The 25,012-nt window shown below is 69.5% G+C and carries 20 protein-coding genes; 8 read left to right on the top strand and 12 right to left on the bottom strand.

Going from position 1 to position 25,012, the window contains the following annotated elements:
• Positions 1-35 precede the first annotated feature (35 nt).
• Positions 36-1,604, bottom strand: coding sequence for a class I adenylate-forming enzyme family protein (locus I7X18_RS08440; protein WP_193048254.1), 1,569 nt, complete (start codon positions 1,602-1,604; stop codon positions 36-38).
• Complete coding sequence (locus I7X18_RS08445) at positions 1,601-2,422, bottom strand: AIM24 family protein (protein WP_193048255.1); 822 nt, start codon at positions 2,420-2,422, stop codon at positions 1,601-1,603. The genes I7X18_RS08440 and I7X18_RS08445 overlap by 4 nt, the downstream gene beginning before the upstream one ends.
• Positions 2,423-2,569: 147 nt before the next feature.
• Here I7X18_RS08445 and I7X18_RS08450 point away from each other — a divergent pair, with 147 nt between their 5' ends.
• On the top strand, positions 2,570-3,133 hold the full coding sequence (locus I7X18_RS08450) for an ATP-binding transcription factor AbmR (RefSeq protein ID WP_193048256.1): 564 nt from the start codon (positions 2,570-2,572) through the stop codon (positions 3,131-3,133).
• Positions 3,134-3,210: 77 nt separating this feature from the next.
• Here the strand turns inward: I7X18_RS08450 and I7X18_RS08455 are convergent, their stop codons facing one another.
• From I7X18_RS08455 to I7X18_RS08465, 3 genes are read right to left on the bottom strand one after another with little or no spacing between them, the layout of a single operon-like run.
• Positions 3,211-5,379: a molybdopterin-containing oxidoreductase family protein gene (locus I7X18_RS08455; RefSeq protein ID WP_193048257.1), complete on the bottom strand. Its 2,169-nt coding sequence runs from the start codon at positions 5,377-5,379 to the stop codon at positions 3,211-3,213.
• Positions 5,380-5,439: 60 nt separating this feature from the next.
• Positions 5,440-7,323 (bottom strand): ABC transporter ATP-binding protein, encoded by a 1,884-nt coding sequence (locus tag I7X18_RS08460; RefSeq protein ID WP_193048321.1) that lies wholly within the window; start codon positions 7,321-7,323, stop codon positions 5,440-5,442.
• 8 nt (positions 7,324-7,331) lie between these two features.
• Positions 7,332-9,074, bottom strand: a complete 1,743-nt coding sequence (locus tag I7X18_RS08465) for an ABC transporter ATP-binding protein (protein WP_193048258.1) — start codon at positions 9,072-9,074, stop codon at positions 7,332-7,334.
• 77 nt (positions 9,075-9,151) lie between these two features.
• Here I7X18_RS08465 and I7X18_RS08470 point away from each other — a divergent pair, with 77 nt between their 5' ends.
• Entirely contained in the window at positions 9,152-9,730 is a 579-nt protein-coding gene (locus I7X18_RS08470) for a DUF3558 domain-containing protein (RefSeq protein WP_193048259.1), read from the top strand.
• Positions 9,727-10,278 (top strand): DUF3558 domain-containing protein, encoded by a 552-nt coding sequence (locus I7X18_RS08475; RefSeq protein ID WP_193048260.1) that lies wholly within the window; start codon positions 9,727-9,729, stop codon positions 10,276-10,278. Before I7X18_RS08470 ends, I7X18_RS08475 begins: the two co-directional genes overlap by 4 nt.
• 58 nt (positions 10,279-10,336) lie before the next feature.
• Here I7X18_RS08475 and I7X18_RS08480 read toward each other — a convergent pair whose 3' ends face one another.
• The gene (locus I7X18_RS08480; protein ID WP_232375437.1) at positions 10,337-10,855 is read right to left on the bottom strand and encodes a SixA phosphatase family protein; all 519 of its coding nucleotides are present in this window, start codon (positions 10,853-10,855) and stop codon (positions 10,337-10,339) included.
• A gap of 123 nt (positions 10,856-10,978) precedes the next feature.
• Here I7X18_RS08480 and I7X18_RS08485 point away from each other — a divergent pair, with 123 nt between their 5' ends.
• From I7X18_RS08485 to I7X18_RS08495, 3 genes are all read left to right on the top strand, one after another.
• Positions 10,979-12,130, top strand: coding sequence for a metallophosphoesterase family protein (locus I7X18_RS08485; protein WP_193048262.1), 1,152 nt, complete (start codon positions 10,979-10,981; stop codon positions 12,128-12,130).
• On the top strand, positions 12,127-14,760 hold the full coding sequence (locus tag I7X18_RS08490) for an AAA family ATPase (RefSeq protein ID WP_193048263.1): 2,634 nt from the start codon (positions 12,127-12,129) through the stop codon (positions 14,758-14,760). Before I7X18_RS08485 ends, I7X18_RS08490 begins: the two co-directional genes overlap by 4 nt.
• A gap of 103 nt (positions 14,761-14,863) precedes the next feature.
• Complete coding sequence (locus tag I7X18_RS08495; RefSeq protein WP_232375438.1) at positions 14,864-15,598, top strand: hypothetical protein; 735 nt, start codon at positions 14,864-14,866, stop codon at positions 15,596-15,598.
• Between the two features lie 13 nt (positions 15,599-15,611).
• On the opposite strand, the gene I7X18_RS08500 is transcribed toward I7X18_RS08495, so the two are convergent.
• From I7X18_RS08500 to I7X18_RS08525, 6 genes are all read right to left on the bottom strand, one after another.
• Positions 15,612-16,823 (bottom strand): acyl-CoA dehydrogenase family protein, encoded by a 1,212-nt coding sequence (locus I7X18_RS08500; protein ID WP_193048264.1) that lies wholly within the window; start codon positions 16,821-16,823, stop codon positions 15,612-15,614.
• A 67-nt stretch (positions 16,824-16,890) separates the two neighbouring features.
• Positions 16,891-18,552, bottom strand: coding sequence for an oligopeptide ABC transporter substrate-binding protein OppA (locus I7X18_RS08505; protein ID WP_193048265.1), 1,662 nt, complete (start codon positions 18,550-18,552; stop codon positions 16,891-16,893).
• A gap of 11 nt (positions 18,553-18,563) precedes the next feature.
• Entirely contained in the window at positions 18,564-20,399 is a 1,836-nt protein-coding gene (locus I7X18_RS08510; protein ID WP_193048266.1) for an oligopeptide ABC transporter ATP-binding protein OppD, read from the bottom strand.
• Entirely contained in the window at positions 20,396-21,316 is a 921-nt protein-coding gene (locus I7X18_RS08515; RefSeq protein WP_193048267.1) for an oligopeptide ABC transporter permease OppC, read from the bottom strand. Before I7X18_RS08515 ends, I7X18_RS08510 begins: the two co-directional genes overlap by 4 nt.
• A complete protein-coding gene (locus I7X18_RS08520) occupies positions 21,313-22,293 on the bottom strand; it encodes an oligopeptide ABC transporter permease OppB (protein ID WP_193048268.1) in 981 nt (326 codons plus the stop codon). The genes I7X18_RS08515 and I7X18_RS08520 overlap by 4 nt, the downstream gene beginning before the upstream one ends.
• A 64-nt stretch (positions 22,294-22,357) precedes the next feature.
• Entirely contained in the window at positions 22,358-22,570 is a 213-nt protein-coding gene (locus I7X18_RS08525) for a hypothetical protein (protein ID WP_193048269.1), read from the bottom strand.
• 159 nt (positions 22,571-22,729) lie between these two features.
• Between I7X18_RS08525 and I7X18_RS08530 the strand changes: the two genes are divergently transcribed.
• Together I7X18_RS08530 and I7X18_RS08535 are read left to right on the top strand one after the other, a co-directional pair.
• Positions 22,730-23,434 carry a response regulator transcription factor gene (locus tag I7X18_RS08530; RefSeq protein ID WP_193048323.1) on the top strand — a complete coding sequence of 235 codons (705 nt, stop codon included), beginning with the start codon at positions 22,730-22,732 and terminating at the stop codon, positions 23,432-23,434.
• Positions 23,409-25,007, top strand: coding sequence for a sensor histidine kinase (locus tag I7X18_RS08535; protein WP_193048270.1), 1,599 nt, complete (start codon positions 23,409-23,411; stop codon positions 25,005-25,007). The genes I7X18_RS08530 and I7X18_RS08535 overlap by 26 nt, the downstream gene beginning before the upstream one ends.
• The last annotated feature ends 5 nt before the right edge of the window (positions 25,008-25,012 follow it).

Raw genomic sequence — 25,012 nt, forward strand, 5'->3', positions numbered from 1 at the left:
ATACCCATAGGGGGTATGGGTTGACGCCACACGGACTACCCGAAGCCGGCCGCCAGCGTCCGTTTGTCGATCTTCTCGCCTGCCAGCGTGGGCAGCGGTTCGGTCCTGATCTGCCAGCGGGTCGGCACGGCGAACGAGGACACGAGGTCGGCGAGATGGTGCCGCAACTCGTCCTCGGTCGGCGGGTGCGTCCCGATCTGGTGAACCACCACCGCGGCGAGTTCCTCCCCGAGATCGGGATGAGCCAGGCCCAGGGCCGCGGCCTCCACGACGGCGGGGTGGCCGGCGAGTGCGGCTTCGACGTGCGGGCACGCGATGTTCTCCCCGCCGCGGATCACGATGTCCTTGCTGCGGCCGTCGATGTAAAGGTAGCCGTCGTCGTCGAGGTGGCCCAGATCGCCTGTGTGCAACCAGCCGTCGGTGTCGACGGTGTCGTCCGCCCCGCCTCCCACGTAGCGCAGCATCACGGTGGGGGAGCGGACCAGCACCTCGCCCACACCGTCGTCGTCGGGGCGGTCGATCTGCACCTCGACCACGGGGTAGGGCCGGCCGACGGTGCCCGGCCTGGCGCGCAGGTCCCGGCTGTCGGCGACCGTGAGGAAGCCGCCGGCCTCGGTCATGCCCCACGTGTTGGAGAGTCCGCGCTCACGCAGGTTGGGAAGCTTCGTACGGATGCGGTCGAGCAGCTCGGGGCTGACCGGGGCGCCGCCCAGCGGCCACGACCGCAGGCTGGTCAGATCGCGGGTGCCGAACTCGGGGTGTTCGAGGACGCGGACGGCCATGGTGGGCACCGCACCCCAGATCTGCACGCGTTCGCGTTCGATCAGCGACATGACCTGTCCGGCATCGAATCGGCCCTCCGCCAGCACGATTCGGCCGCCCGTGAGGAAGTGGGTGAGCAGGCTCGACAGACCACCGATGTGGAACATCGGCGTGCTGGCCAGGCTGACCGCCTGCGGCGAGTCGGCGCCCAGCAGATCGGGCAGTCTGCCGTTGCGCGTCAGGATGTTCTGCTGGTTGGCGATGAGGGAACGCCGTGAGAGCTCAACGGCTTTCGGTAGACCGGAGGTGCCGGAGGTGAACAGCACCAGCGCGACGTCATCGATATCGGTGTCGGTGCCCGGTGTTTCGGCGCCCGGCGAGTCGAACGCCCCGGCGAGGTCCGCGAGCGGGCTGGTCGGACGTCCGGTCTCGAGCGGGGTGTCGGTGAGGATGTGGCGCAGGTCGAGCAGGTCGGCGGCATGGGCCACTTCGGTGGGGCTCCACCAGCGGTTGCCCAGCACCGGGACCGCACCGCGCAGCCACAGTGAGAACACCGCCACGATCCATTCCGGGCTGTTGTATCCGAACACCATCACCCGGTCGTGTGGCGCGACACCGAGGTCGGCCAGACGCGTGCAGACCTGGCCGAGCGCACCGCGGAACCGGGCGTAGGAGACCCTGCGCGAACCGTGGACCAGGAACTCCCGGTCGGTCCAGCACCGCGTGCCCGCGATCAGGTCGTCGAACGTGGCGGGGCTGCGGCGGTAGAGGCGCCCGGCGTGGCCCGCGTAGACCCCGTTGAACGCCTCGGTGTCCCACAGGGATTGGCGAGCGGTGCTCACTGCGTTGGAACCGCGATGCCCTCGGACGGCTGCACGATCACGAAGCCCTGCCCGTGGAAGGCGACCTGCAGTGCCTCACCGGAGCCGCGGCCGATCAGCGCACCGGCCTTGAAGCTGGCCCGCAGCTGGGTCTGGAGATCGGCCGACCACGCGACGACGGCGTTGGTGTCGGCGAACGTGGGTGCCTCGGCGGCGTTGAGCACCACGGGTGGACCGTCGGTGGTCAGGGCGACCCACCCGGTTCCGCGCAGCGTGGTGTTGAACAGGCCGCCGGTGGCGATGCTGCCGCCGCGCACCCGTTCGATGTTCCAGTCCAGCCCGGCCGAGAAGGCCAGCACGTTCTTCCCGCTGATCGACAGCCCGCTGTTGGTGAGCTTCAGCAGGTGCACGTCGTAGCCGCGCTCGGCGAGGAACACATCACCCTGGCCCTGGCAGCGCATCAGCGGCAGACCTTCACCGGTGAGCGCCTTCTTCAAGAACTTCGATGCGCCTCCGCCCTCGAAGGAGAAGTCGACGTTGCCCTGGTAGGCGACCATCGCGCCCTGGCGCGCCATGAACGGTTCACCGAGGCGCACCCGCAACATCTTGGTGTTCTGGTTGGCGATCGGGGTGGCTTCCTTCTCGCTGAAGCGGCCGTCGACGAGGTCACCGGAGATGCCGGCGAACCCGTCACCCGCCTGCGTGGGCGCGGCGGGCCCGCCGCCGAGGGGTGCCTGCATCACCTGGCCCCGGTTGGAGACCTGGTCGGTCCAGCTCTGCCCGTCCCACCAGCGGTACTCGTGGCGGCCGTCGGGATCGGGCAGCCATTGACCGGTCATCGCCTGACTCCTCTCGCTCGGGGTTGCGCCGAGACTACGGTTCGTGACGCTTTTCGCGCCGAATCCGTCATCAACCGTAGTGTCGCGGCCCGTTCGCCGGCGGTGAACACCGCTCTAGCAGCTCTGTAACGGTGTAATCATGTAAGCATGAAAACACATCATCACCGCCGACCCGGACGGCCGGGCGGCTGGCAACAGGCCGAACAGCCCGACGCCAGCGACGCCGCGGACTGGTTCGCCGGGCGCATCCCCGACGGCTGGTTCGCCGGGGACCCCACCGTGGTCGTCGACCGCGAGGAGATCACCGTCATCGGCCGACTGGCCGACGCGGGCGAACAGGAGAGCGAAGCCCACGCCTCGGGGCGCGCCGCCCGCTTCCGGGAGCAGACCCGTCCGGAGCGCATGCAGATCGCCGACGAGGCCGAGGCCCGCTACGGCCGCAAGGTCTCCTGGGGTGTCAAGGTCGGGTCGGATGAGCACGCGGAGCGAATCCTGTTCACCCACATCGCCGTTCCGGTCATGACGCGGCTGCGTCAACCCGAACGCCAGGTGCTCGACACCCTGGTCGACGCCGGGGTGGCGCGGTCCCGCTCGGACGCCCTCGCGTGGTCGGTCCGGCTGGTGGGTCAGCACGCCGACGAGTGGCTGGCCCAGTTGCGCGAGGCCATGACGAAGGTCGACGATCTGCGGGCCAAGGGTCCGGAGCTCTAAACCCGCTTACCGCGCCGAAACTACGGTTGTTGACGGATTTGGCGCCGGATCCGTCAACAACCGTAGTTTCGGCGAAGTCAGTGGACCTTCTCGATGCCGACATAGGCCTCGCTGAGCGTGGAGGTCTGCGACAGCGGATCGAGCCCGGAGCCGTCGACCAGCAGGTTGCGGTTCACGCCGAAGGACTGTGCCGGCGAACCGCCGCGCGGGTCGAAAACCCTTGACCCCCAGCCGTGATCAAGCACCACCATGCCGCGGCGCGGTTGGTCGCTGACGGCGGCCTGCACCTCCACGGCGCCGACGGGGGAGAACACCCGCACCCGGTCGCCGTCGGCCACACCCAGCGCGAGGGCGTCGTCGGGGTGGATGACGACCGTGTTGTCCTTGCCGGCCGGATGCAGGCCCGGCAGGTCGTTGAGCCACGAGTTCATCGAGTGCCGGTGGCGCCGGCTGCCCAGCTGAAACGGGTAGCCCGCCGGCGCGCTCGGGTGTGGTCCGGCGAGCAGTTCGCGGGCCCGCGCGACGAACTCCGGCGGCGCAGCGTGCACCTTCTCGTCGGGGGTGCGCAGCGCGTCGCGGAAGTGCCCGAACTCGCGGGGGCCCAGCACCAGCCCGTGTGGACTGCCCACCACGTCGCGCCATCGGAGCTTGCGGCCGTTGACTTTTCGTGCCGTCGCCACCACGATGCGGTTGATCCACTGCGGGCCGAACGCCAGCTGAGGGCGTTTCGCGAGCGCGGCGGCGCGCCGGCTGGCGCGCACGAACGCGTTCATACCCCGCACCCCGAACAGGGGCCGCCCCATCGCCAGCGTCAGGTCGGTGAAGATCCGCCATTCCTCGCGCGCCTCGGGCGGCGGGTCGACGGCCCGGCGCCCGTACTGCACGAAGGGTTCGTCGTGCATGCTGCTGGTGAACGCCAGCAGATCGTCGCGTTCCAGCCAGTGCGCGGCGGGCAGCAGCCAGTGCGCGTGGCGGTGGCTCTCCCGCTGCACCAGGTCGATCACCACCAGCAGGTCGAGCGTTTCCAGGGCGTGGTCGAGTTTGGCGCCGTCCGGCCCGGACACCACGGGGTTGCCGCAGTTGATGAGCATCGCCCTGATCTGACCGGGGCCGGGGGTGGTGATCTCATCGGGGAGTTCGGCCAAAGCGTGTGCGCCGGAGACCATCTCGCGCCCGGCGACCCGGCTGGTGTGGGGTTTGCCCTTCGCCAGATCCGCCAACCGCAGCGCGTCGACGTACCCGGGCTCGAACCGCCGCCCGCCCGGCCGATCCATCCGCCCGGTGATCACGTTGAGTACGTGTCCGAGCCATTCGGCCACCGTGCCCGCCGCGTGCAGCGACACCCCGGTGCGGGTGACCACCATCGCGCCGGGCGCCGCGGCGAAGTCGCGCGCCACCCGTTCGATCGTCGCGCGGTCCACGCTGCAGCGCGCCGCCAGGTCGTCGAGGTCGGCGTCGGCGGCCAGCCTGCGCAGTTCAGGCACGCCGACCGCCAGATCCGTGCAGTCACCGTGGTGTTCCAAACCTTCGTCCAGCACGACTTTCACCATCGCGAGCAGCAGCGCCCAGTCCTGGCCGGGCCGCACCGCGAGGTGCAGGTCGGCCTTCGCGGCGCTCTCGGTGCGGATCGGGTCGACGACGACCAGTGTCGCACCCCGCTTCTGGCGCTCCAGCGCACGCCGCCACCCACCCGGCACGGTCTCCAGCCAATTCCATGCGCTCACTGCGGGATTGGTGCCGACGAGCAGGAAGTAGTCACAGTTGTCGATGTCGGACACCGGTGCCATCAGCATCGACCCGTACATCGCCTCGGCGACGACGTGCATCGCGTTCTGGTCGACCGAGCCGACGAAATAGCGGTTGCGGGTCCCGACGGCGTCGAGCCAGGCGTTCATGAAGATGACGTTGGACCCCGAGAAGCCGCTCGGGTTGCCGTAGTAGGCGCCGATCGCGTCGGGCCCGTCGGCCTCGATCGCGGCGTTCATCCGCGCCGCGATGTCGGTGATCGCCTCGTCCCAGGTCGCCTCGACGTAGCGGTCGCCGACCCGGCGCATCGGGGCCACGATCCGTCGCGGGTGGTCGACGAGTTGGTCGGCGGTGCGGCCCTTCGCGCAGAAGTCGTGCCAGCTGTGCGGGTTGAGCCGGTCGGGGGCGATCTTGCGGACGCGATTGTCCTCGACGGTGACCTCCACCCCGCACGACGCCAGACAGTAACGGCAGAAGGTGTGCACGGTGGTGCTCGGCATACCGCGCATCCTGCCGCACCGCGGCGGTGGTCGGACGCGGAATGGTGGGCAGCGGACTGCTTAAACCCGTGTCATGGACCAGTATTCGCCGCGACGGGCCACCAGCTCCTCGTGGCTGCCGCGTTCGACGATGCGGCCCGCCTCCATGACCAGGATCAGGTCGGCGTCGCGGATCGTCGACAGACGGTGGGCGATGATGAAACTCGTCCGGTCCCGGCGTAGCTCGTGCATGGCGTGCTGGATCAGCACTTCGGTGCGGGTGTCCACGGAGCTGGTCGCCTCGTCGAGGACCAGCAGCTGGGGGCGGGCGAGGACGGCGCGCGCGATCGTGATCAGCTGTTTCTCGCCCGCACTGATCGAGCCGCCGTCGTCGCTGACGTGGGTGTCGTAGCCGTCGGGCAGGCTGTGCACGAAGCGGTCGACGTAGGCCGCCTTGGCGGCCTCGATCACCTCGTCTTCGCCGGCGTCAGGTCTGCCGTAGGCGATGTTGTCGTAGATCGTGCCGGCGAACAGCCAGGTGTCCTGGAGCACCATGCCGATCCGCGACCGCAGGGAGTGGCGGCTGACCGTCGAGATGTCCACGCCGTCGAGCAGGATCCGGCCCGAGTCGACGTCGTAGAACCGCATCAAGAGGTTCACCAGCGTGGTCTTGCCCGCGCCGGTCGGCCCGACGATCGCCACGGTGCTGCCCGGTTCGGCCACCAGCGAGAGATCCTCGATCACCGGCGTGCCGGGCTGATAGCTGAAGTTCACGTGCTCGAACTCCACTCGGCCGCGCGCGGCGGGCAGGTGTGCGGCGGGGTCGGCGGGCTGCTCGTCGGCGTCGAGCAGTTCGAACACCCGCTCGGCGCTCGCGATACCGGACTGCAGCGTGTTGTACATGCCGGCGACCTGCGTCAGCGGCTGGTTGAATTGGCGGACGTACTGGATGAAGGCCTGGATGTTGCCGAGGGTGATCTGCCCCGCGGCCACCTGCAGGCCGCCGATCACCGCGACCGCCACGTAGCTGAGGTTCCCGATGAACCCCGTCGCGGGTGACACCAGACCGGAGAAGAACTGGGCGCCGAAGCCGGACTCGTACACGTCGTCGTTGAGGTCGCGGAACTTGTCCTGCGCGGCGGTGCGGTGCCCGAAGGTCTTGACGATCGTGAAGCCGCTGTAGGTCTCCTCGATGTGGGCGTTGAGGCGGCCGGTGTTTCGCCACTGCGCGACGAACAGCCGCTGCGAACGCTGCGTGATCCAGCGGATCGCCAACAGCGACAGCGGCACGGTCAGCACGGTGATCAGGGCCAGCAGCGGCGAGATCGTCAGCATCATCACCAGTACCGCGACGATCGTCAGCAGCGACGTCAGCAGCTGGCTGATCGTGATCGTCAGCGAGGTCTGGATGTTGTCGACGTCGTTGGTGAGGCGGCTGAGCACCTCCCCGCGCTGGCGGGTGTCGAAGTAGGACAGCGGCAGGCGGTGCACCTTGTCCTCGACGTCGGAGCGCAACGTGACCATGGTGCGCTGCACGGTGACGTTCAGCAGCCGGGCCTGGATCCACACCATCAGTGCGGCAACGAGATACAGCCCGAGTGCCAGCGCCAGCGTGCGGGCGACGGCGCCGAAGTCCACGCCCTGTCCGGGCACCACCGCCATCCCCGACAGCAGGTCGGCGAACGCCGAATCCCCGCGGGCCCGGGCCGCCTCGATCGCCTGCTCCTTGGTCAGGCCCGCGGGCAGCTGACGCCCGATCACCCCGTTGAACAACAGATCCGTCGCGTGCCCGAGGATCAGCGGGCCGAGCACGCCGAGCGCGATTCCCACGACGCCGAGGCCGATCACCGCCGCGGTCAGCGTGCGCTGCGGCGTGAGACGGCGGACCAGGCGAACGGCGGAACCCTTGAAATCGCGGGTGCGTTCGGCCGGCGCCTGCGGCAGACCGCGCATCGGCCGTCCCATCGGCCCGGTCACGGGTGGCCGCCCACATCGGCGCCGACCGACTGCGATTCGGCGAACTCGGCGTAGGTGGGGCATTCGAGGAGCAGCGAATCGTGCGTACCGACGCCCACGACGCGGCCGTCGTCGACGACGATCACCTGATCGGCCTGCGTGACGGTGGACAGCCGCTGCGAGACGACGATCACGGTGGCTTCGGCCGACACCTCACGCAGCGCGGCGCGCACCCGGGCGTCGGTGTGCACGTCGAGCGCGGAGAAGGCGTCGTCGAACAGGTACACCGGGGGCCGGCGGATGACGGCGCGGGCGATCGCCAGGCGCTGGCGCTGCCCGCCGGAGAAGTTCATCCCGCCCTGCGCGACCCGCATCTGCAGGCCGTCGGCGTGCGCGCGCACGAAGCCGTCGGCGTCGGCCACCCGCAGCGCCGTCCACATCTCGTCCTCATCTGCGTCGGACTTGCCGTATCGGAGGTTGTCGGCGACGGTGCCCGAGAACAGGTATCCGCGCTGCGGCACCAGCCCGATCGCCGACCACAGTTGCTCGATGTCGTAGTCGCGCACGTCGATTCCGTCGAGGCAGACACGTCCGCCGGTCACGTCGTAGAGGCGGCACATCAGCGAGATCAGGGTCGACTTCCCGGACCCGGTGGACCCCACGATCGCCGTGGTCGTCCCGGGCCGCGCGGTCAGGGAGACGTCGGCCACCACCGGGCGGTCCGCGCCGGGGTAGCAGAAGGTGGCCGCCTCGAGGCGGACCTCACCGCGCACGGACTCCGGCCGGACGGCGTCGGGCGGGGTGGCGATGCCGGGCTGCGTCCCGAGCACCTCGCCGATCCGTTCGGCGCACACCGCGGCCCGCGGAATGATGATCAGCATGAACGTGGCCATCAGCACGGCCATCAGGATCTGCATGAAGTAGGACAGGAACGCGATCAGTGAGCCGACCTGCATCTGGCCGGCGTCGATGCGCAGCCCGCCGAACCAGATGAGTGCGACGCTGGAGATGTTGATGACCAGCGTGGTGACCGGCAGCATCAGCGCCTGCCAGCGGCCGGCGTCGAGCGCGGTGTCCGACAGTGTCTGGTTGGCCTCGCCGAAGCGGGCGCGTTCGAGTGGCTCACGGGCGAAGGCGCGGATCACCCGGATGCCGGTGAGTTGATCGCGCATCACCCGGTTGATGTTGTCGATGAGCTGCTGCATCCGGCGGAAGATCGGCAGCAGGTGCGACACGATCCAGTAGTTGGCCACCGCGAGCACCGGAATGCTCACCAGCAGCAGCCACGACAGTCCGGCGTCCTGGTGCACGGCCATGAAGATCCCGCCCACCGACATGATCGGTGCGGTGATCAGCATCGTGCACGTCAGCTGGACGAGCAGCTGGATCTGGCCGACGTCGTTGGTGGTGCGGGTGAGCAAGGAAGGGGCCCCGAATCGGGCGGCGTCCTCGGCGGAGAACCGCGTCACCCGGTCGAAGATCGCCGAACGCAGGTCGCGGCCGAAGCCCATGCCCGCGCGCGAGCCGAAGTACACCGCGCCGACCGCGCACACCACCTGAAGCGCGGTCACGCCGAGCATCACCATTCCGAGTTCGACGATGGTCGCGGTGTCGCCCCGGGCGACGCCGTCGTCGATGATCGCGGCGTTGACGGTGGGCAGGTACAGCGAGGCGAGCGTGCTGACGACCTGGAGTCCGGCGACCACCGAGAGCAGCCCGCGGTACGGCTGCGCGTACTGCCGCAGCAGGCCCCAAAGCATCCCGCTACTGTCGCACACCGAACGAAATTGCAGGTCAACCGGCATGTCGGTGGTTCACGATCAGCGCTGGCGCTACAGTGCATGGCGTGACCCCCAGCACGCGCACCCGCAACGCGAAAGCGCTGGCCGCGCTGGCGGCGGCCGTGATCCTGGTGTTGGCTGCCTGTTCCGGTTCAGACGAGCCCGCAGCGCCCGGCGAGGTGCCGCAGAGCACGCAGGCCCAGCAGGACAACATCAAGCACGGCCCGTTCTTCCCGCAGTGCGGCGGTATCACCGACCAGACCATGACCCAGCTCACCGAGGTGCCCGGGCTGGTGAACACCGCGACTACGTCGGTGGGCTGCCAGTGGCTGGCCGGCGGCAGCATCATGGGCCCGCACTTCTCGTTCACCTGGTTCCGCGGTAGCCCCATCGGGCGTGAGCGCAAGACCGAGGAGCTGTCGCGCACCAGCGTCGAGGACATCAACATCGAGGGCCACGACGGGTTCATCGCCACGGGTGACGATCTGACACTGGGCACCAACCTGTGCGAGATCGGCATCCAGTTCGACAACGACTTCATCGAGTGGTCGGTGAGCTTCGCCGAGAAACCGTTCCCCGACCCGTGCGAGGTCGCCAAGGAACTCACCCGTCAATCGATTGTGAACTCCCAATGAGCCGCTCCGCACGGTCGCTGGCCGCCGTGCTCGCCCTGCTCGCCGCGCTGACGATGCTGCTGGGCTGCACCCGCACCGTCGAGGGCACCGCGGCGCGCGCCGGTTCCGGCGGCGGCCCGAGCAACAACGAATCCGAGCGGCAGTATCCGAACCTGCTCAAAGAGTGTGACGTGTTGACCGAGGACATCCTCGCCGAAACCGTCGGCGCTGATCCGCTGGACATCCAGAGCACGTTCGTGGGTGCGGTCTGCCGCTGGCAGGCCGGCAACCCCGCCGGTCTCATCGACATCACCCGCTTCTGGTTCGAGGAAGGCAGCCTCGACAACGAGCGCGAGACGGCCGAGAAGCTCAAGTACCAGATCGAGAACAGGTCGGTGGCCGGCGTGCCGTCGATCGTGATGCGGCCAGGGGATCCGAACGGCTCCTGCGGCGTGGCCAGCGATGCCGGCGGCGTGGTCGGCTGGTGGGTCAACCCGCAGGCTCCCGGTATCGACGCCTGCGGGATGGCGATCAAGCTGATGGAGCTGACGCTCGCCACCAACTCCTAGGTGCGATTTCGGCGTGCTGGGTCGCGCTGGGCGCGACCGCACACGCCGAAATCGCCCGTCAGCGCGGTACGTGGAAGGTGACCAGCGCGGCGCCGCCGAGCGCCAGCTGGTCCCACGGCTGTTGTGTGCGCAGCACCGCCATCGCCGAGGTGGGGAACTTCGCGGCGATGTCCTGGGCCGCCGCGGAGTCGCTGTCCTCGACCGCGGCCAGCCCGAGCGCGACGCTCGACATCGCCGGTTCGTGGCCGATCACCAGCAGCGTGGACACCGGGGTGTCGAAATGTTCGGCCACCTTGGTGATCTCGTCGATCACGGTGCCCGGCGTGGCGTCGTAGAGCCGGTCGTCGTAGTACACGGGGGCGTCGACGCGGGTCCGCTCCAGAGTCTGGCGCGTCCGCGTGGCGGTCGAGCAGAGCACCGCGTCAAGGGGCGGCAGGTGGGCGCGCAGCCAGTCGCCGGCCAGCGCTGCCTCGCGGATTCCCCGCGGGGCCAACGGCCGTTCGTGGTCGCCGACGCCGGTGGGGTAGTCGGATTTGGCGTGCCGGAGCAGTACCAGGGTGCGGATGTCGGTGCTCACCCCGTCCACGTTAGGTCGCGCGGAAACCTGCCGGTCGACGTCCGCTGAGTTGTCGGTGCCCGGCCATACACTCGCCATGCACAGCACGACGAACACGCCACGAGGGGAAAGGGACGGGCCCACATGCGATTTCTGCATACCGCCGACTGGCAGCTCGGGATGACCCGCCACTTCCTCAACGGTGAGGCGCAGCCCCGCTATTCGGCGGCCCGGCGGGACGCGGTCGTGGCTGTCGGTGCGGCCGCGGCCGCCGCCGGAGCGGAGTTCGTGGTGGTCGCCGGTGACGTGTTCGAGCACAACCAGCTGTCCCCGCGCGAGGTCAGCCAGTCACTCGAGGCCATGCGCACCATCGGTGTCCCGCTCTACCTGCTGCCCGGCAACCACGATCCGTTGGACGCCTCGTCGGTGTACACCAGCGCGCTGTTCACCGCGGAGCGCCCGGCCAACGTCACGGTGCTCGACCGCGCCGGCGTCCACCAGGTCCGCCCGGGCCTCGAACTCGTCGCCGCCCCGTGGCGGTCGAAAGCCCCGACGAGTGACCTGGTCGGTGACGTGCTCGAGGGGCTGCCCGCCGACGGGACGACGCGCATCGTGGTGGGCCACGGCGCGGTCGACGCCATCGATCCGGGCAAGGACAAAGTGTCGCTGATCCGGCTGACCGCGGTCGAGGCGGCGTTGGCCCGCGGCGCGGTGCACTATGTCGCGTTGGGGGACAAGCACTCCCGGATGAACGTAGGGGGCACGGGCCGGGTCTGGTACTCGGGTTCGCCGGAGGTCACCAACTATGACGACATCGAGACCGACTCCGGCCACGTGCTGGTCGTCGAGATCGACGAGCACGAGGACCGCCGCCCCGTGCACGTGCGCCCCGAGCGGTTGGGCCGCTGGCGGTTCGTCACGCTGTCGCGTTCGGTGGACAACAGCCGCGACATCGCCGACCTCGACCTCAACCTGGACCTGATGCCGGACAAGGAGCGCACCGTGGTGCGCGTCGGGCTGACCGGGTCGCTGACCGTCACGGACAAGGCCGCTCTCGATGCGTGTCTGGACCGGTACTCCCTGCTGTTCGCGGCGCTGACGGTGTGGGAGCGCGGCACCGACATCGCGGTCCTGCCCGCCGACGGTGAATTCGACGATCTGGGTATCGGCGGGTTCGCCGCCGCAGCGGTCGACGAGTTGGTCGAGGCCGCGCGCGCCGACGGGGACACCGCGGAAGACGCCCGCGCCGCACTGGCGCTGCTGTTGCGCCTGGTCGAGCGGAGCGAGGTCGCATGAAGCTGCACCGTCTGGTCTTGACCAACTACCGCGGTATCAGCCGCCGCGAGATCGAGTTCCCCGACCGCGGTGTCGTGGTGATCAGCGGCGCCAACGAGATCGGCAAATCCTCGATGATCGAGGCGCTGGATCTGCTCTTCGCCGCCAAGGACCGCTCGTCCAAGAAGGAAGTCAAGCTGGTCAAACCCACCCACGCCGACGTGGGCGCCGAGATCAGCGCCGAAATATCCACGGGACCTTATCGTTTCGTCTACCGCAAGCGGTTCCACAAGCGCGCCGAGACGGAGTTGACCGTGCTCGCCCCGCAGCGCGAACAGCTCACCGGTGACGAGGCGCACGAACGGGCGCTCGCCCTGCTCGAGCAGACCGTCGACATGGATCTCTGGCAGGCCCAACGGGTCTGGCAGTCCGCGTCGACCGCCGCGGTCGACCTGTCGGGTTCCGACGCGCTGGCCCGCGCGCTCGACGTGGCCGCGGGCGAGGCGGCCACCATGTCGGGAGCCGAACCCCTCCTCATCGACCGTATCGACGAGGAGTACGGCCGGTACTTCACGGCCACGGGTCGGCCGACGGGGGAGTGGGCCGCGGCGACCAAGCGGTTGCAGGCGGCCGAGGCCGAGGTGGCCGAATGCGCGGCCGCCGTCGGTGAAGTCGACGACGCGGTGCGCCGGCACGCCGCGCTGACCGAACAACTGGCGGAGCTGACGGCGGAGCGCACCGCGCTCGCCGGAGAGTCGACGGCAGCGCGCAAAGCCGCCGAGGCGGTCGCGGTGCTGCGCCGGCAGGTGGATGAGGCCGGCGTCATCGCGAAGGCGGCGGAGGACACCCGCACGGCATCGCTCGCCGCGGTCACCGAGCGCCGCCGGCTGCGTGCCGACATCGACGAACGCCGCACCGCGATCGTCGAACTCGAGGCCACCGTCGCCGCCGCCGTCGGGGAGGAAGCCGGCGCCCGCGAGGTCGACGAGGCGGCCGAGCAGGCTGCCGACAAGGCGCGGGCCGCGGTCGAGGAGCATCACGCCCGTGTCGACGCCGCGCGCGCTGTGGCGCAACGCCTTTCCGACCGCGACGAGGCCGACCGGCTGGCGGGGCGGCTGGCGAAGATCGACGCCGCGCTGCGCGAGCTGACGGCCGTCGAGACCGAACTGGCCGGGATCACGGTGACCGACAGTTCGATGCGTGTCGTCGACACCGCGGCTCTTGCCGTCGAGCGGGCGGCGGGGCAGGCCGAACTCGCCTCGGCGCGAATAGAACTCGAGGCCTTCACGGAGGTCGAGGTGCGGGTGGGGGACGAGCCGGTGCGGCTGACCGCCGGGCAGGCCTGGTCGGCCAACGCGACCTCTCCGACCGAGATCACCGTGCCGGGTCTCTTGACGGCGCGGGTGGTTCCCGGCACTCCGGCGGTGCAGACCCAGGCGCGGCTCGACGCGGCCAACGCCGAGCTGTCGGCTGCGCTGCAGGCAGCCGGCGCCCCCGACGTCGCGACCGCGCGCACCCTGCATGACCGGCGCCGAGAGTTGGCGCAGACCCGCGCCACGCTGCGCGCGACGGTCGAGGCGCTGACCGGTGACGACACCGCGGAGCATCTGCGTGCGCGGCTCGCCGAACTGCGCGACGGACAACCGGATGCCGAGGGACTGTTCGATCTCGAGGGCCCCGCCGACGCCGCCTCGGCCCGCGCCGCGCTCGCCGCTGCTGTCGCCGCGCACCAGCGGGCCATCGGTGAATGCGAGACCCACCGCAAGGTCGCTGTCGCGGCGTCGGCGAAGTTGGGGCAGAAGGCCACTCGTCTCGGTGTCGTGCGGGAGAAGCTCGCCGCCGCGCAGGCGGAGCTGAACATCGCGACCGAACGGTTGGCCGCGGCGCGTGCCGTCATCGCCGACGATGCCCTGTCGGTGTCGGCCGAAGCCGACGGTGAGGTGGCCGCGCGTGCCGCCGCGCGTGCCGCCCAACTTCGCGAGGAACTCGCGCGGTGCGCCCCGGACGCAGTCGAAGCCACCCTCGACGATGTGACCCGACGTGAGCGGGCGCTGCAGGCCCGCCACGAGGACACCGCCGAGACGCTGCGTGAAGTCACCGCGGCGCTCAAGGTCTACGGCACCGAAGGCCGTCAGGGTCAATTGGACAGCGCCCATGCCGAACGTGAGCACGCCGAATCCGACTATCTGCGGGTGCATCGCAGGGCGCGTGCGGTCGAACTACTGCGCTCGGTGATGAGCAGGCACCGCGCGGCGACGCGGGAACGCTACGTCGATCCGTTCCGCCGTGAAGTCGAACGGCTGGGGCGGCTGGTGTTCGGCGACAGCTTCGAGGTCGAGATCGACAGCGATCTGCGAATCTGCAATCGCACGCTGGCCGGCCGTACGGTGCCGTACGAGTCGCTGTCCGGTGGCGCGAAGGAGCAATTGGGCATCGTGGCCCGGCTCGCCGGGGCGGCATTGGTGGCCAAAGAGGATTCGGTGCCGGTCATCATCGACGATGCTCTGGGCTTCACCGATCCGGACCGGTTGACCAAGATGGGCGCCGTCTTCGACGTGATCGGCGGCGCCGGGCAGGTGATCGTGCTCACGTGCAGCCCGCAGCGCTATGCGGCGGTACCCGACGCCCACCACATCGAGTTGACCGTCTGAGGGGTGATTTCAGCGTCTCTGACGCATCACCGTGGCGCGTGACACGTGAGGTCTCGGCGAAAACGGGTATGGGGCCTAGAACTCATACCTGAAACGGGAGGCCATGGTGTCATCAGAAGACAACGGCGCGCCGCTGCAACAGCGCGTCACCGATCTGCTCACGTCCGTGGGAGCGGCGCTGAGAGAGCTGGCGCAGCGGACGCGCGACGCGGTCGAGGGGGCCGCCGAGCGCGTCGGCATCGGCTCGTCGTCCGACGGTGACGACAAGGGCGACGGTGGTCCCGCCGCGTTGCCGGCCGGCAGTGGGAAGGACGCCGAATCCGCCGAGAAGGCGCCCGCGAAGAAGGCACCCGCCAAGAAGGCGCCGGCGAAGAAGGCTGCGGTGAAGGCGACTTCGGCGAAGACAGAAGCCGCGAACATGACGCCTCCCGCGAAGAAGGCGCCCGCCAAGACTGTGCCCGTCAAGACAGCACCCGCCAAGAAGGCACCGGCCAAAAAGGCTGCGGTGAAGGCGACCCCGGCGAAGACCGAAGCCGCCAACACCCCGGCGGCCAAGACCGCGCCGACGAAGAAGGCCCCTCCGGCGAAGGCCACCCCCGTCAAGGCCACCCCGGCCAAGACCCCGCCCGCCAAGGCTCCGCTGGCCAAGAAGGCGCCCGCCAAGAAGGCGCCCGCCAAGAAAGCGCCAGCCAAGAAGACGGCCGAGCCCGCCGCGCCGCCGCCCGCGGCGAAGAAAGCCGAGCCCGCCAAGAAGGCACCGGCCAAGAAGGCACCGGCCAAGAAAGCGCCAGCCACAAAGGCTCCCGCCAAGAAGGCCGTCAAGCGCCCCAACAGCTGACCCGACAAACTGCTCAGAAGTAGGCGTTCGCCGGAAGAGGCGTGCCGTGCAACAGGTTCTCGCCGATCGCCCGCGCCTTGTACGCCACGGGGTTGTGCAGGGTGATCGTGCGGATGTTGCGCCAATGCCGGTCGAGATTGCGCGTGCGGCTCGCCGCGCTCGCGCCGCCGAGCTCCAGCAGTCGGCTGGCGGCCTCCGGAGCGACCGTGTCCAGATGCACCTTCACTTTCGCGACGGCGAGCTGCGCCTGCTGCGCGAGGCGAGCATCCGGGACACCGTCGACCGCCGAGTCGGTGGCCGCACCGATGATCGCCGCGGCATCCAGCACGGCCGCCCTGGCGATGTAGGCAGTGCTGGCCAGCTCGCCGAGCTGACGCTGCAACAGGGGATCGTCGGCCGGTCGCTCGGCCACCGCATGGCTGAAATTGCGCTCACGCGACTCCAGCAGCGCGATGCCGTCCTCGACCACGTTCTCCAGGATGCCCGCGACCACCGCGTGGATGAACAGCTGCAGAAAAGCGAACTGCACGGTCGGCTCGGCCTCGGCGTCGTACGGTGCATCGGTGAGCACTTCGTCGGCGGACACCGCGACATCGGTGAACGTGGTGGTGCCGGTGCCCGTACGCCGCTGACCGAAGCCGTCCCAGTCGTCCACCACGCCGACGCCCTCGCGGTTGGTGGGCACCACGACCGTCGCCACCGAATCGTGGTCGGTGGTCGCGGTCACCGTCAGATGGTCCGAGAACAGGGTGCCGGTGCTGTAGTACTTCTCGCCGCCCAGCCGGTATCCGCCCTGCCCGTCGGGCAGCAGGCGGGTGTTGAACACCAGGCTCCCGACGGCCGACCCGCCTTTCTCGCTGAACGCATTGCCGAAGGTCCTGCCGTCCACCGCCTCCTTCAGCCAGCGCCGCGACGCCGGGTCGTCGACGGTGCGCAGCCGCTCCTCGACGAACCAGAAGTGGGCGCGGAAGATGTGCGCGACGATCGGGTCGGCTGCGGCCAGGTCAATGATCGTCGAAAACAATTGCGGCACGGTGAATCCCGCGCCGCCGAGGTGTTCAGGGATTCGCACGGTGCCGAACCCGGCGCGCTTTAGGGTGCCCACCTGTTCGAAGGGGTTCTCGTCCTGTAGATCCCTGTCGCGTGCGCCCGCCGCGATCTGGGCCAGCAGGACAGCGAACTCGGGCGAGCCGGGCAGGGCGCGGGTGTTCTCCACAGTCGTCATGGCTTCGGTTCTATCGACCGGCCACGGCCCCTGGCACTGCTTTGAATCACCCGGAACCGAAGCCGGGCTACTTCATGAAGCCGATCTTGGTGTAATCCAAGTCGCCGATGCCGGCCGGACCGTAGTTGGCGATATTGCTGCGCACGGCGACATTGCCGGCCGATTGGTACAGCGGCAGGCTGTGCACTTCGGCCCACAGCATCTTGTCGAGTTCGTTGGCCTGCTCGCGGGCTTTGGCCGGGTCGAGTTCGGACAGGGTCTTCTCGATCTGGGCGTCGATCTGCGGGCTGCCGATCTTGCCGACGTTGCCCTCACCGTTGGACGCGTACATCTGCGTCAAGCTTGCCAGCGCGAACGCCTCACCGACGTAGGCGAATTGGGCGATGTCGAAGTTCCCCGGCGTGACGTACTGGGTGAACAGGGCACCACCCGGCGCCGAGATCAGGTCGAGTTTCACGCCGATCTGACCGAGCAGGTTCTGCGCCACCTGGGCGATCTGCCGGGTGCTCTGCGCGTCGTAGAAGACGTCGCGGATCACCAGTTGCCTGCCGTCCTTCTCTCGGAACTGTCCGTTCAGGCGCCATCCGAGCGCGTCGAGTTCGCGTTTGGCGGCCTCCGGATCGAACGGGATGCCGTTGCTCTGGTAACCCTCCTGGCCCGCCAGGTAGATGTGGTTGTCCAGCTTGGTCGGGGTGTTCACCAGGCCGCGTTGGCTGACATCGGCGATGACCTGGCGGTCGATGCCCTTGGCGATGGCCGTGCGCAGCGCCGGATCGCTGAGGATGGACCCCGGTGCGCCGTTCAGCGTCAGGTGGTACCAACTGGGCGCCGGGGCGCGGCGGATGGACACCCCGTTGGTCTTGCGGGCGATCGTGAGGTCGTCCAGCGAGGCCAGGCCCACCGCGTCGAGCGCATTGTTCTGCAGCGCAGGGATCTTCGCCGCATCGTCGAGCACCGTGTAGGTGATCGTGTCGAGTCTCGGTGCCGCGCCCCACCACTTCGGGTTGCGGCTCAACGTGATCCGCTGGGCGGCCTTGTCGACGTTGCTGACGAGGAACGGGCCTGCCGACGGCGCCGGACCGTTGAGCTGGCCGGTGTTGAACGCCTCGGCCGTCGCGGTCATGCTCTTCGGGTACAGCATGGTGTTCCCCGCGAAGATGCCTTTCCAGTCGGCGTAGTGCTTGGCGAACGTGACGACCGCCTGGCGGTCGTCGACGCCGCGCGTCACCGAGGCGACCCGCTCGGTGCCGTTGGGGGCGGCGATCAGGAACGCCTTGTCCCTACCGCTCTGGGCGTTGATGTGGCTGGCGATGTCCTCCCAGGTGATCGGGGTGCCGTCGCTCCATACCGCCTTGGGATTGATCGTGTAGGTCACCGTCTGCGGATCGGTTCCCGTCAGCGCCACATCGGTGAAGTAGTCCTTGTTGACGGTGGTCTCCCCGGACGGCGAGATGAAAAACGCGCGCGGCATCGTGGGCCGCAGCAGCCCGCCCAGTTCGCCCAGGTTGCCGTCGATGTGCAGCGTGTTGAAGTTGGGCGGGAAGCCGCTGAGCGACAGGCGCAGGTTGCCGCCGTCGCGCAACGTGGCCGGGTCCTGGGGGTTGATGTCGTTGGTGGTGCCGACCGCGGCGTCACCGCCGGGCGCCGGGGCGCTCTCCTGGTTCCCGCCCGAACAGCCGGCCAGGAGCAGGGTGGCCACGAGGGCGGCGGAGAGCAGGCGTCGCGTCATGCGCACAAACTCTAACGTTGCGAGACGCTCGGTTGCGGCACCGCCGCGAGGAGACGCCGGGTGTAGTCGTGCCGGGGGGCGGTGAAGATCTGGTCGCCGTCGCCCTGTTCGACGATCGAACCTTTGTGCATGACCGCCACCCGGTGGGCGAGGTGTCTGACCACCGACAGGTCGTGGGAGACGAACAGATAGGACAACCCGAACTGCTCCTGCAGGTCCAGGAGCAGGTTGATGATGCCGGCCTGGATCGACACGTCCAGTGCGGAAACGGGTTCGTCCAGGGCGAGGATCTTCGGCTGGGTGGCCAATGCCCGCGCGATACCGATGCGTTGCTTCTGCCCGCCGGAGAACTCGGCCGGGTACCGGCTCGCGTCCTCGCGGCGCAGGCCGACGATCCCAAGCAGCTCGGCCACCCGGTCGTCGACGGCGGCTTTGTCGAAGTTGTTGGCCTGCAACGGTTCTGCCAGAACCTCGAATACCGGTAGCCGCGGGTCGAGTGAGGCGACCGGATCCTGGAACACGACCTGCAGGTCACCGCGCAACGCACGCCGCTCCCGCGACCCGAGCGACGACACGTCGGCGCCGAGCACCTCGATGGAGCCGGCCTGCGGCGGCGCGAGTTCGAGGATCTGGTGCAGCGTGGTCGATTTGCCCGAGCCGGATTCCCCGACGATTCCGAGTGTGCGGCCCTGCTGTAGTTCGAAGCTGACGCCGTCGACGGCGCGGACCTCGCCGATCTGGCGCCGGAACACCGCGCCCTTGGTCAGGGTGTAGGTCTTCACCAGATCACGCACCCGCAGCACCACCGGGCTGCCGGTCGGTGCGGGCGACGAATGCGGCGTGGTGGACACGCCGTACACCTCGGCGGCGCCGCGACCCGCGACGTGTTCGGTGCGGATGCACGCCGCCCGGTGACCCGGCGCCACCTCGATGAGCTCCGGTTCGGCGGCCCGGCATTCGTCGATCGCCAGCGGACAGCGCGGCGCGAACGGGCAGCCGGGAGGCAGGGCCGCCAAGGACGGCGGCGCCCCGGGGATGGGCACCAGCCGCGCACCCTGCGATGCGTCCAGGCGCGGCACCGAGCCCAGCAGTCCGACGGTGTAGGGCATCTGGCGTGCGGTGTAGAGCTCGGACACCGTGGCCATCTCGACCGCGCGGCCGGCGTACATCACCAGCGCCCGGTCGGCGAACTCCGCGACCACCCCGAGGTCATGGGTGATGATCAGGACGCCGGCTCCGGTGACGTCGCGCGCGGTCCGCAGCACGTCGAGAATCTGCGCCTGCACGGTCACGTCGAGTGCGGTCGTGGGCTCGTCGCAGATGAGCAGATCGGGATCGTTGGCGATCGCCATCGCGATGACGACCCGTTGTCGCTCACCGCCGGACAGTTCATGCGGGAACGCCCGGGCGCGGCGGTCCGGCTGGGCGATGCCGACCAGTTCGAGCAGTTCGACCGACCGGGCGCGGGCCGCGCGTTTGTCGAGGCCGCGGTTGTGCACGCGCACTGCTTCGGCGATCTGGTCACCGACGGTGTAGACCGGCGTCAGCGCCGACATCGGATCCTGGAAGACCGTGCCGATCCGGCGCCCCCGGATGCGTGACATCTCCGCATCGGACAGGCCGAGCAGTTCCTCGCCGTGCAACCGCACCGAACCTGCCACCTCGGCGTGTTCGGGCAGCAGACCGGCCACCGCCATCGCGCCGGCCGACTTACCGGCACCGCTCTCGCCGACCAGCGCGACCACCTCGCCGGCGTCGACGTGATAGTCCAGCCCCCGCACCGCCGCCACCTGCTCGGTGTCGGTCGCGAAAGTCACGGTCAGCCCGGACACCTCCAGCAGGCTCACTTTTTCCGGCCTTTCCGGGACGGCCGCGCACCGGGGTCGATCGCGTCGCGAAGGCCGTCGCCGACGAGGTTGGCGCACAACACGATCAGGATCAGCACCCCGGCCGGGAACAGGAACACCCAGGGGAAGGTCGTCACCGAGGCCGTCCCGTCCGCGATCAACGTGCCCAGCGACACGTCGGGCCGCTGCACGCCGAAACCCAGGAAGCTGAGCCCGGTTTCGGCCAGGATCGCCAACCCGACGTTGAGCGCGGTGTCGATGATGAGGATCGACGCGACATTGGGGACGATGTGGCGCACGATGATCCGCCAGTGCGGCACGCCCATGTAGCGCGCGGCGACGACGAATTCGCGGTCGCGCAGACTCATCGTCAGGCCGCGAACGATGCGCGAGCTGATCATCCACGAGAACGCCGCCAGCAGCAGGATCAGCCACAGGATCGTGCCGGAGTCCCGCGTTCGCGGCGTGACGATCGCGATCAGGATGAAGCTCGGCACCACGAGCAGCAGGTCGACCAGCCACATCAGTGCGCGGTCCCGCCACCCGCCGAAATAGCCGGCGATCGCGCCGACGGTGGCGGCGATGATCGTGGAGATGAACGCGACGGCGACGCCGATGAGCATCGACTTCTGCATGCCGCGCAACGTCTGCGCCAGCAGGTCCTGGCCCAGCGCATTGGTGCCGAACCAGTGCTCTCCCGACGGCGGCTGTTGCAGCGCGTAGTAGTCGAGTTCGGTGTAGCTGTACGGAAGCAGCGGCGGCAACAGGTAGCAGCCGGCGAACATCAGCACCAGCAAGATCAGGGCGCCGACGGCGGGCCGGTTGCGCAGGAACCGGCGCCGCACGAGCGTGCGTCGCGAGGCGAACCGCTCGGTGTGCAGGCCGGAGCGGGCGCTGGTGGACGTCGAATCCGTCATCTGGCCACACGCACCCTCGGGTCCAGCGCCGCATAGATCACATCGGACAGCAACCCGGCCAACAGGATCGTCGCGCCGGAGAACACCGTGATCGCCGCGATGATGTTCGTGTCCTGGGTGGCGATGCCCTGCACCACCCATTCGCCCATCCCGTGCCAGCCGAAGATCTTCTCGACGAACACCGCGCCGGTGACCAGTCCGCTCACCCCGTAGGCGAACAGCGTCGCCATCGGGATCAGCGCGGTGCGCAGACCGTGTTTGAACAGCGCCTGGCGCCGGGTGAGGCCCTTGGCGCGGGCGGTGCGGATGAAGTCCTGGCCCAGCACGTCGAGCATCGCGTTGCGCTGATAGCGGCTGAACCCCGCGATGGCGGCGAGTGCGAGCGTGACCGTCGGCAGCATCAGGTGCTGGAGGCGGTCGACGAACTGGTCGAACGGCCCGCCGACGGCATCGGGCGACGTTTCGCCGGTGTACTCGAACAGCTGCGCGCCCAGCCACGAATTGACGTTGAGCGCACCGAGGATCAGCAGGTTGGCGATGACGAACGTCGGCGTCGACAACACCAGCAGCGACACCAGCGTGATCACCCGGTCGGACAATCGGTACTGCCGGACCGCGCCCCACGCGCCGACGACCACGCCGATCACCGTGCCCAGCACCGATCCGATGACCAGCAACCGCAGGCTGACGCCGATGCGCCGCCACAGCTCCTCGGACACCGGCTGACCGGTGACGGTGGTGCCGAAGTCGCCGCGCACCGCGTCGCCGACCCATTGCGCATATCGCAGCGGGATGGGCTTGTCGAGGCCGAGTTCAGCGGCCTTCGCGTCGATCGCGGCCTGCGGCGGACGTGGGCTGCGCTCGAGCAGGCTGTCCAGCGGCGAGAAAGTCAGCGAGGTGAGCGTGAACGTCAGGAACGACGCCAGCGCCAGCAGCACCGCATAGTTGAGCAGCCTGCGCGCGAGGAAGCGCGTCATCGGCGACTGCCGGTGCGAGGCTGCATGGGCTAGAGGGTAGAGAGAGGCGTCCGCCCCCGCTGGCTCAGGGCTGCGGCGGTGGCGGTGCGCCCTGGCCGCCGAAGCCGCCGGGCGGCGGACCGAACTGGTGCGAGCCGGGGCCCGCGGTCCCCTCGTCGGTGGCCGCGTAGATCACGCCGCCGCCCAGCGCGGCGATGACGGCGGCCACCGCGACGGCCGCCGCGGTCTCCCGGACGCTCCAACGCCCCTCAGCGGGCGAACCCCACACGTCAGTCATCCCACGAGTCTGCGGGCCCAGTATGGGTGCACGCTGTGCGCCGAGTGTGAATTCGGCGCCGTCTCACAGCGCGCGCATAGACAACGCACAGGGCCGGCCCATCGCGACGCGAATAATGGAGCCATGAGCCCCAACCAGACCGACACCGAGCGGTCGGTCATGCGCCGCGCCGACGGCAACCCGGTGCGGGTGCTCGTCGTGGACGACGAACCGGTGCTCGCCGAACTCGTCTCGATGGCGCTGCGCTACGAGGGCTGGGACATCGCGACCGCGGGAGACGGCGCGTCCGCGATCGCGCTGGCCCGCGAGAATCCGCCCGACGTGGTGGTGCTCGACGTCATGCTGCCCGATATGAGCGGGCTCGACGTGCTGGCCCGGCTGCGGGAGCAGATCCCCGGCCTACCGCTGCTGCTGCTCACCGCCAAGGATTCGGTCGAGGACCGTATCGCCGGGCTGACCGCGGGCGGCGACGACTACGTCACCAAACCCTTCTCGCTCGAAGAGGTGGTGCTGCGGCTGCGCGCCCTGCTGCGCCGCACCGGGGTCGCCGAGACCGGCGGCGCGAAGATCGTCGTCGGCGACCTGGTGCTCGACGAGGACAGCCACGAGGTCACCCGCGGCGGTGAGCTGATCACGTTGACCGCAACGGAGTTCGAGCTTCTGCGGTTCATGATGCGCAACTCCAAGCGGGTGCTGAGCAAGGCGCAGATCCTCGACCGGGTCTGGAGCTACGACTTCGGCGGCCGCTCCAACATCGTCGAGCTGTACGTGTCGTACCTGCGCAAGAAGATCGACAGCGGCCGTGACCCGATGATCCACACGCTGCGCGGCGCAGGGTATGTCCTCAAACCCGCCGCTCGCTGAGCCGGCCGGCCGCACGCGGCTGCTGGCCCCGCGCACGTGGTCACTGCGCGGCCGCCTGCTGGCGACGCAGATCGTGCTGCTCGCGCTGGTGTGTGCCGCGGTCGGGGTCGGCACTGAGATCGCCCTTCAGCGGTTTCTGGTAAATCAGCTCGACACCCAGCTCGCCGAGACCGCGCGTCGCTCGGCCGGCCTGTTCGTGTTCGGTCCGCCGCCGCCGATGATGATGCCGGGCACGCGGTACCCGCCGCCGCCGGAGTTTCCGCACCGGCGGATCATCCGCGACGACACCGGACCCGGGCCCGCCTTCCTCAACGCGCCGGGCCAGGCGGTCCGCACGGTCGGTGCGGTGGTCTCTCACGGCGCCCCGGTCGACGCCGGCGTGATCACCGCCGACGGCGCGCGCGTGGAAATCAGTGATGTGGCCGCCCGTCAGCTCGCCGGGGTGCCGGTCGACGAGACGCCGCACAGCGTCACCCTCGACGGGCTTGGCCGGTACCGGGTCCTTGCGCTGCCCGCCCGGGGACCGGCGGAGGTCATCGTCACCGGTCTGCCGACCTCCGATGTCGACGACACACTGCTCACTGTGCTGGTCATCTTCTGCGTGGTGGCGGCGATCGCGCTGATCGTCGCCACCGCGGCGGGGGTGTGGATCATCCGCAGGCAGTTGGCGCCGCTGTCGCGGGTGTCGGAGGCCGCGCGGGAAGTGGCCGACCTCGAACTCGACCGCGGCGAGGTGCGGCTGCCCACACCGATCGTCGACGTCGACCCGGCGAGCGCGCACACCGAGATCGGCCGGCTCGGGACCTCGCTGAACCGGATGCTCGACCGCATCGCCGGGGCGCTGTCGTCGCGGCAGGCCAGCGAGACCCGGGTGCGCCGGTTCGTTGCCGACGCCAGCCACGAACTGCGCACCCCGCTGGCCGCCATCCGCGGGTACACCGAACTGGCGCAACGTCATTCGGACGCGCTGCCCGACGACGTCGCGCACGCGATGAACCGGGTGGAATCCGAGACGGCGCGGATGACGCGGCTGGTCGAGGACATGCTGCTGCTGGCCCGCCTCGACGAGGGCCGGCCCCTGGACTGCGAACCGGTCGACCTGTCCCGGATGGTCGTCGACGCGGTCAGCGACGCGCACGCCGCCGGCCCCGAACACCTCTGGTCGCTGGACCTGCCCGAGGAGCCGGTGGTGGTCGACGGCGACGAGGCCCGTCTGCACCAGGTGCTGGCCAACCTGCTGGCCAATGCGCGGGTGCACACCCCGCCCGGCACCTCGGTGACGACGTCGCTCGCGGTCGCCGACGGCGGTGGCGCCGTGCTGACCGTGACCGACAACGGCCCCGGCATCCCGCCGTCACTGCGGCCGGAGATCTTCGAGCGGTTCGCCCGCGGTGATTCCTCCCGCTCACGCCGCGGCGGCAGCACCGGGCTGGGTCTGGCCATCGTCGCGGCGGTCGTCAAGGCACACGGAGGCCGCATCGACGTGGACAGCGCGCCGGGTCACACCGAATTCGCGGTGACACTGCCTGGCGGCGCACAGCCAACGCACAGGTCGGACCAATCGGGCGCCTAGCCGGG

It is taken from the genome of Mycolicibacterium baixiangningiae, from assembly GCF_016313185.1.
GTDB classification, from domain to species: Bacteria; Actinomycetota; Actinomycetes; order Mycobacteriales; family Mycobacteriaceae; genus Mycobacterium; species Mycobacterium baixiangningiae.

Excerpts from the sequence above, each read along its gene's own strand:
- I7X18_RS08445 (WP_193048255.1), bottom strand. The coding sequence starts at position 2,422 with ATGACCGGTCAATGGCTGCCCGATCCCGACGGCCGCCACGAGTACCGC.
- I7X18_RS08450 (WP_193048256.1), top strand. The coding sequence starts at position 2,570 with ATGAAAACACATCATCACCGCCGACCCGGACGGCCGGGCGGCTGGCAA.
- I7X18_RS08455 (WP_193048257.1), bottom strand. The coding sequence starts at position 5,379 with ATGCCGAGCACCACCGTGCACACCTTCTGCCGTTACTGTCTGGCGTCG.
- I7X18_RS08460 (WP_193048321.1), bottom strand. The coding sequence starts at position 7,323 with ATGGGACGGCCGATGCGCGGTCTGCCGCAGGCGCCGGCCGAACGCACC.
- I7X18_RS08465 (WP_193048258.1), bottom strand. The coding sequence starts at position 9,074 with ATGCTTTGGGGCCTGCTGCGGCAGTACGCGCAGCCGTACCGCGGGCTG.
- I7X18_RS08475 (WP_193048260.1), top strand. The coding sequence starts at position 9,727 with ATGAGCCGCTCCGCACGGTCGCTGGCCGCCGTGCTCGCCCTGCTCGCC.
- I7X18_RS08485 (WP_193048262.1), top strand. The coding sequence starts at position 10,979 with ATGCGATTTCTGCATACCGCCGACTGGCAGCTCGGGATGACCCGCCAC.
- I7X18_RS08490 (WP_193048263.1), top strand. The coding sequence starts at position 12,127 with ATGAAGCTGCACCGTCTGGTCTTGACCAACTACCGCGGTATCAGCCGC.
- I7X18_RS08495 (WP_232375438.1), top strand. The coding sequence starts at position 14,864 with ATGGTGTCATCAGAAGACAACGGCGCGCCGCTGCAACAGCGCGTCACC.
- I7X18_RS08500 (WP_193048264.1), bottom strand. The coding sequence starts at position 16,823 with ATGACGACTGTGGAGAACACCCGCGCCCTGCCCGGCTCGCCCGAGTTC.
- I7X18_RS08505 (WP_193048265.1), bottom strand. The coding sequence starts at position 18,552 with ATGACGCGACGCCTGCTCTCCGCCGCCCTCGTGGCCACCCTGCTCCTG.
- I7X18_RS08515 (WP_193048267.1), bottom strand. The coding sequence starts at position 21,316 with ATGACGGATTCGACGTCCACCAGCGCCCGCTCCGGCCTGCACACCGAG.
- I7X18_RS08520 (WP_193048268.1), bottom strand. The coding sequence starts at position 22,293 with ATGACGCGCTTCCTCGCGCGCAGGCTGCTCAACTATGCGGTGCTGCTG.
- I7X18_RS08525 (WP_193048269.1), bottom strand. The coding sequence starts at position 22,570 with ATGACTGACGTGTGGGGTTCGCCCGCTGAGGGGCGTTGGAGCGTCCGG.
- I7X18_RS08530 (WP_193048323.1), top strand. The coding sequence starts at position 22,730 with ATGCGCCGCGCCGACGGCAACCCGGTGCGGGTGCTCGTCGTGGACGAC.
- I7X18_RS08535 (WP_193048270.1), top strand. The coding sequence starts at position 23,409 with ATGTCCTCAAACCCGCCGCTCGCTGAGCCGGCCGGCCGCACGCGGCTG.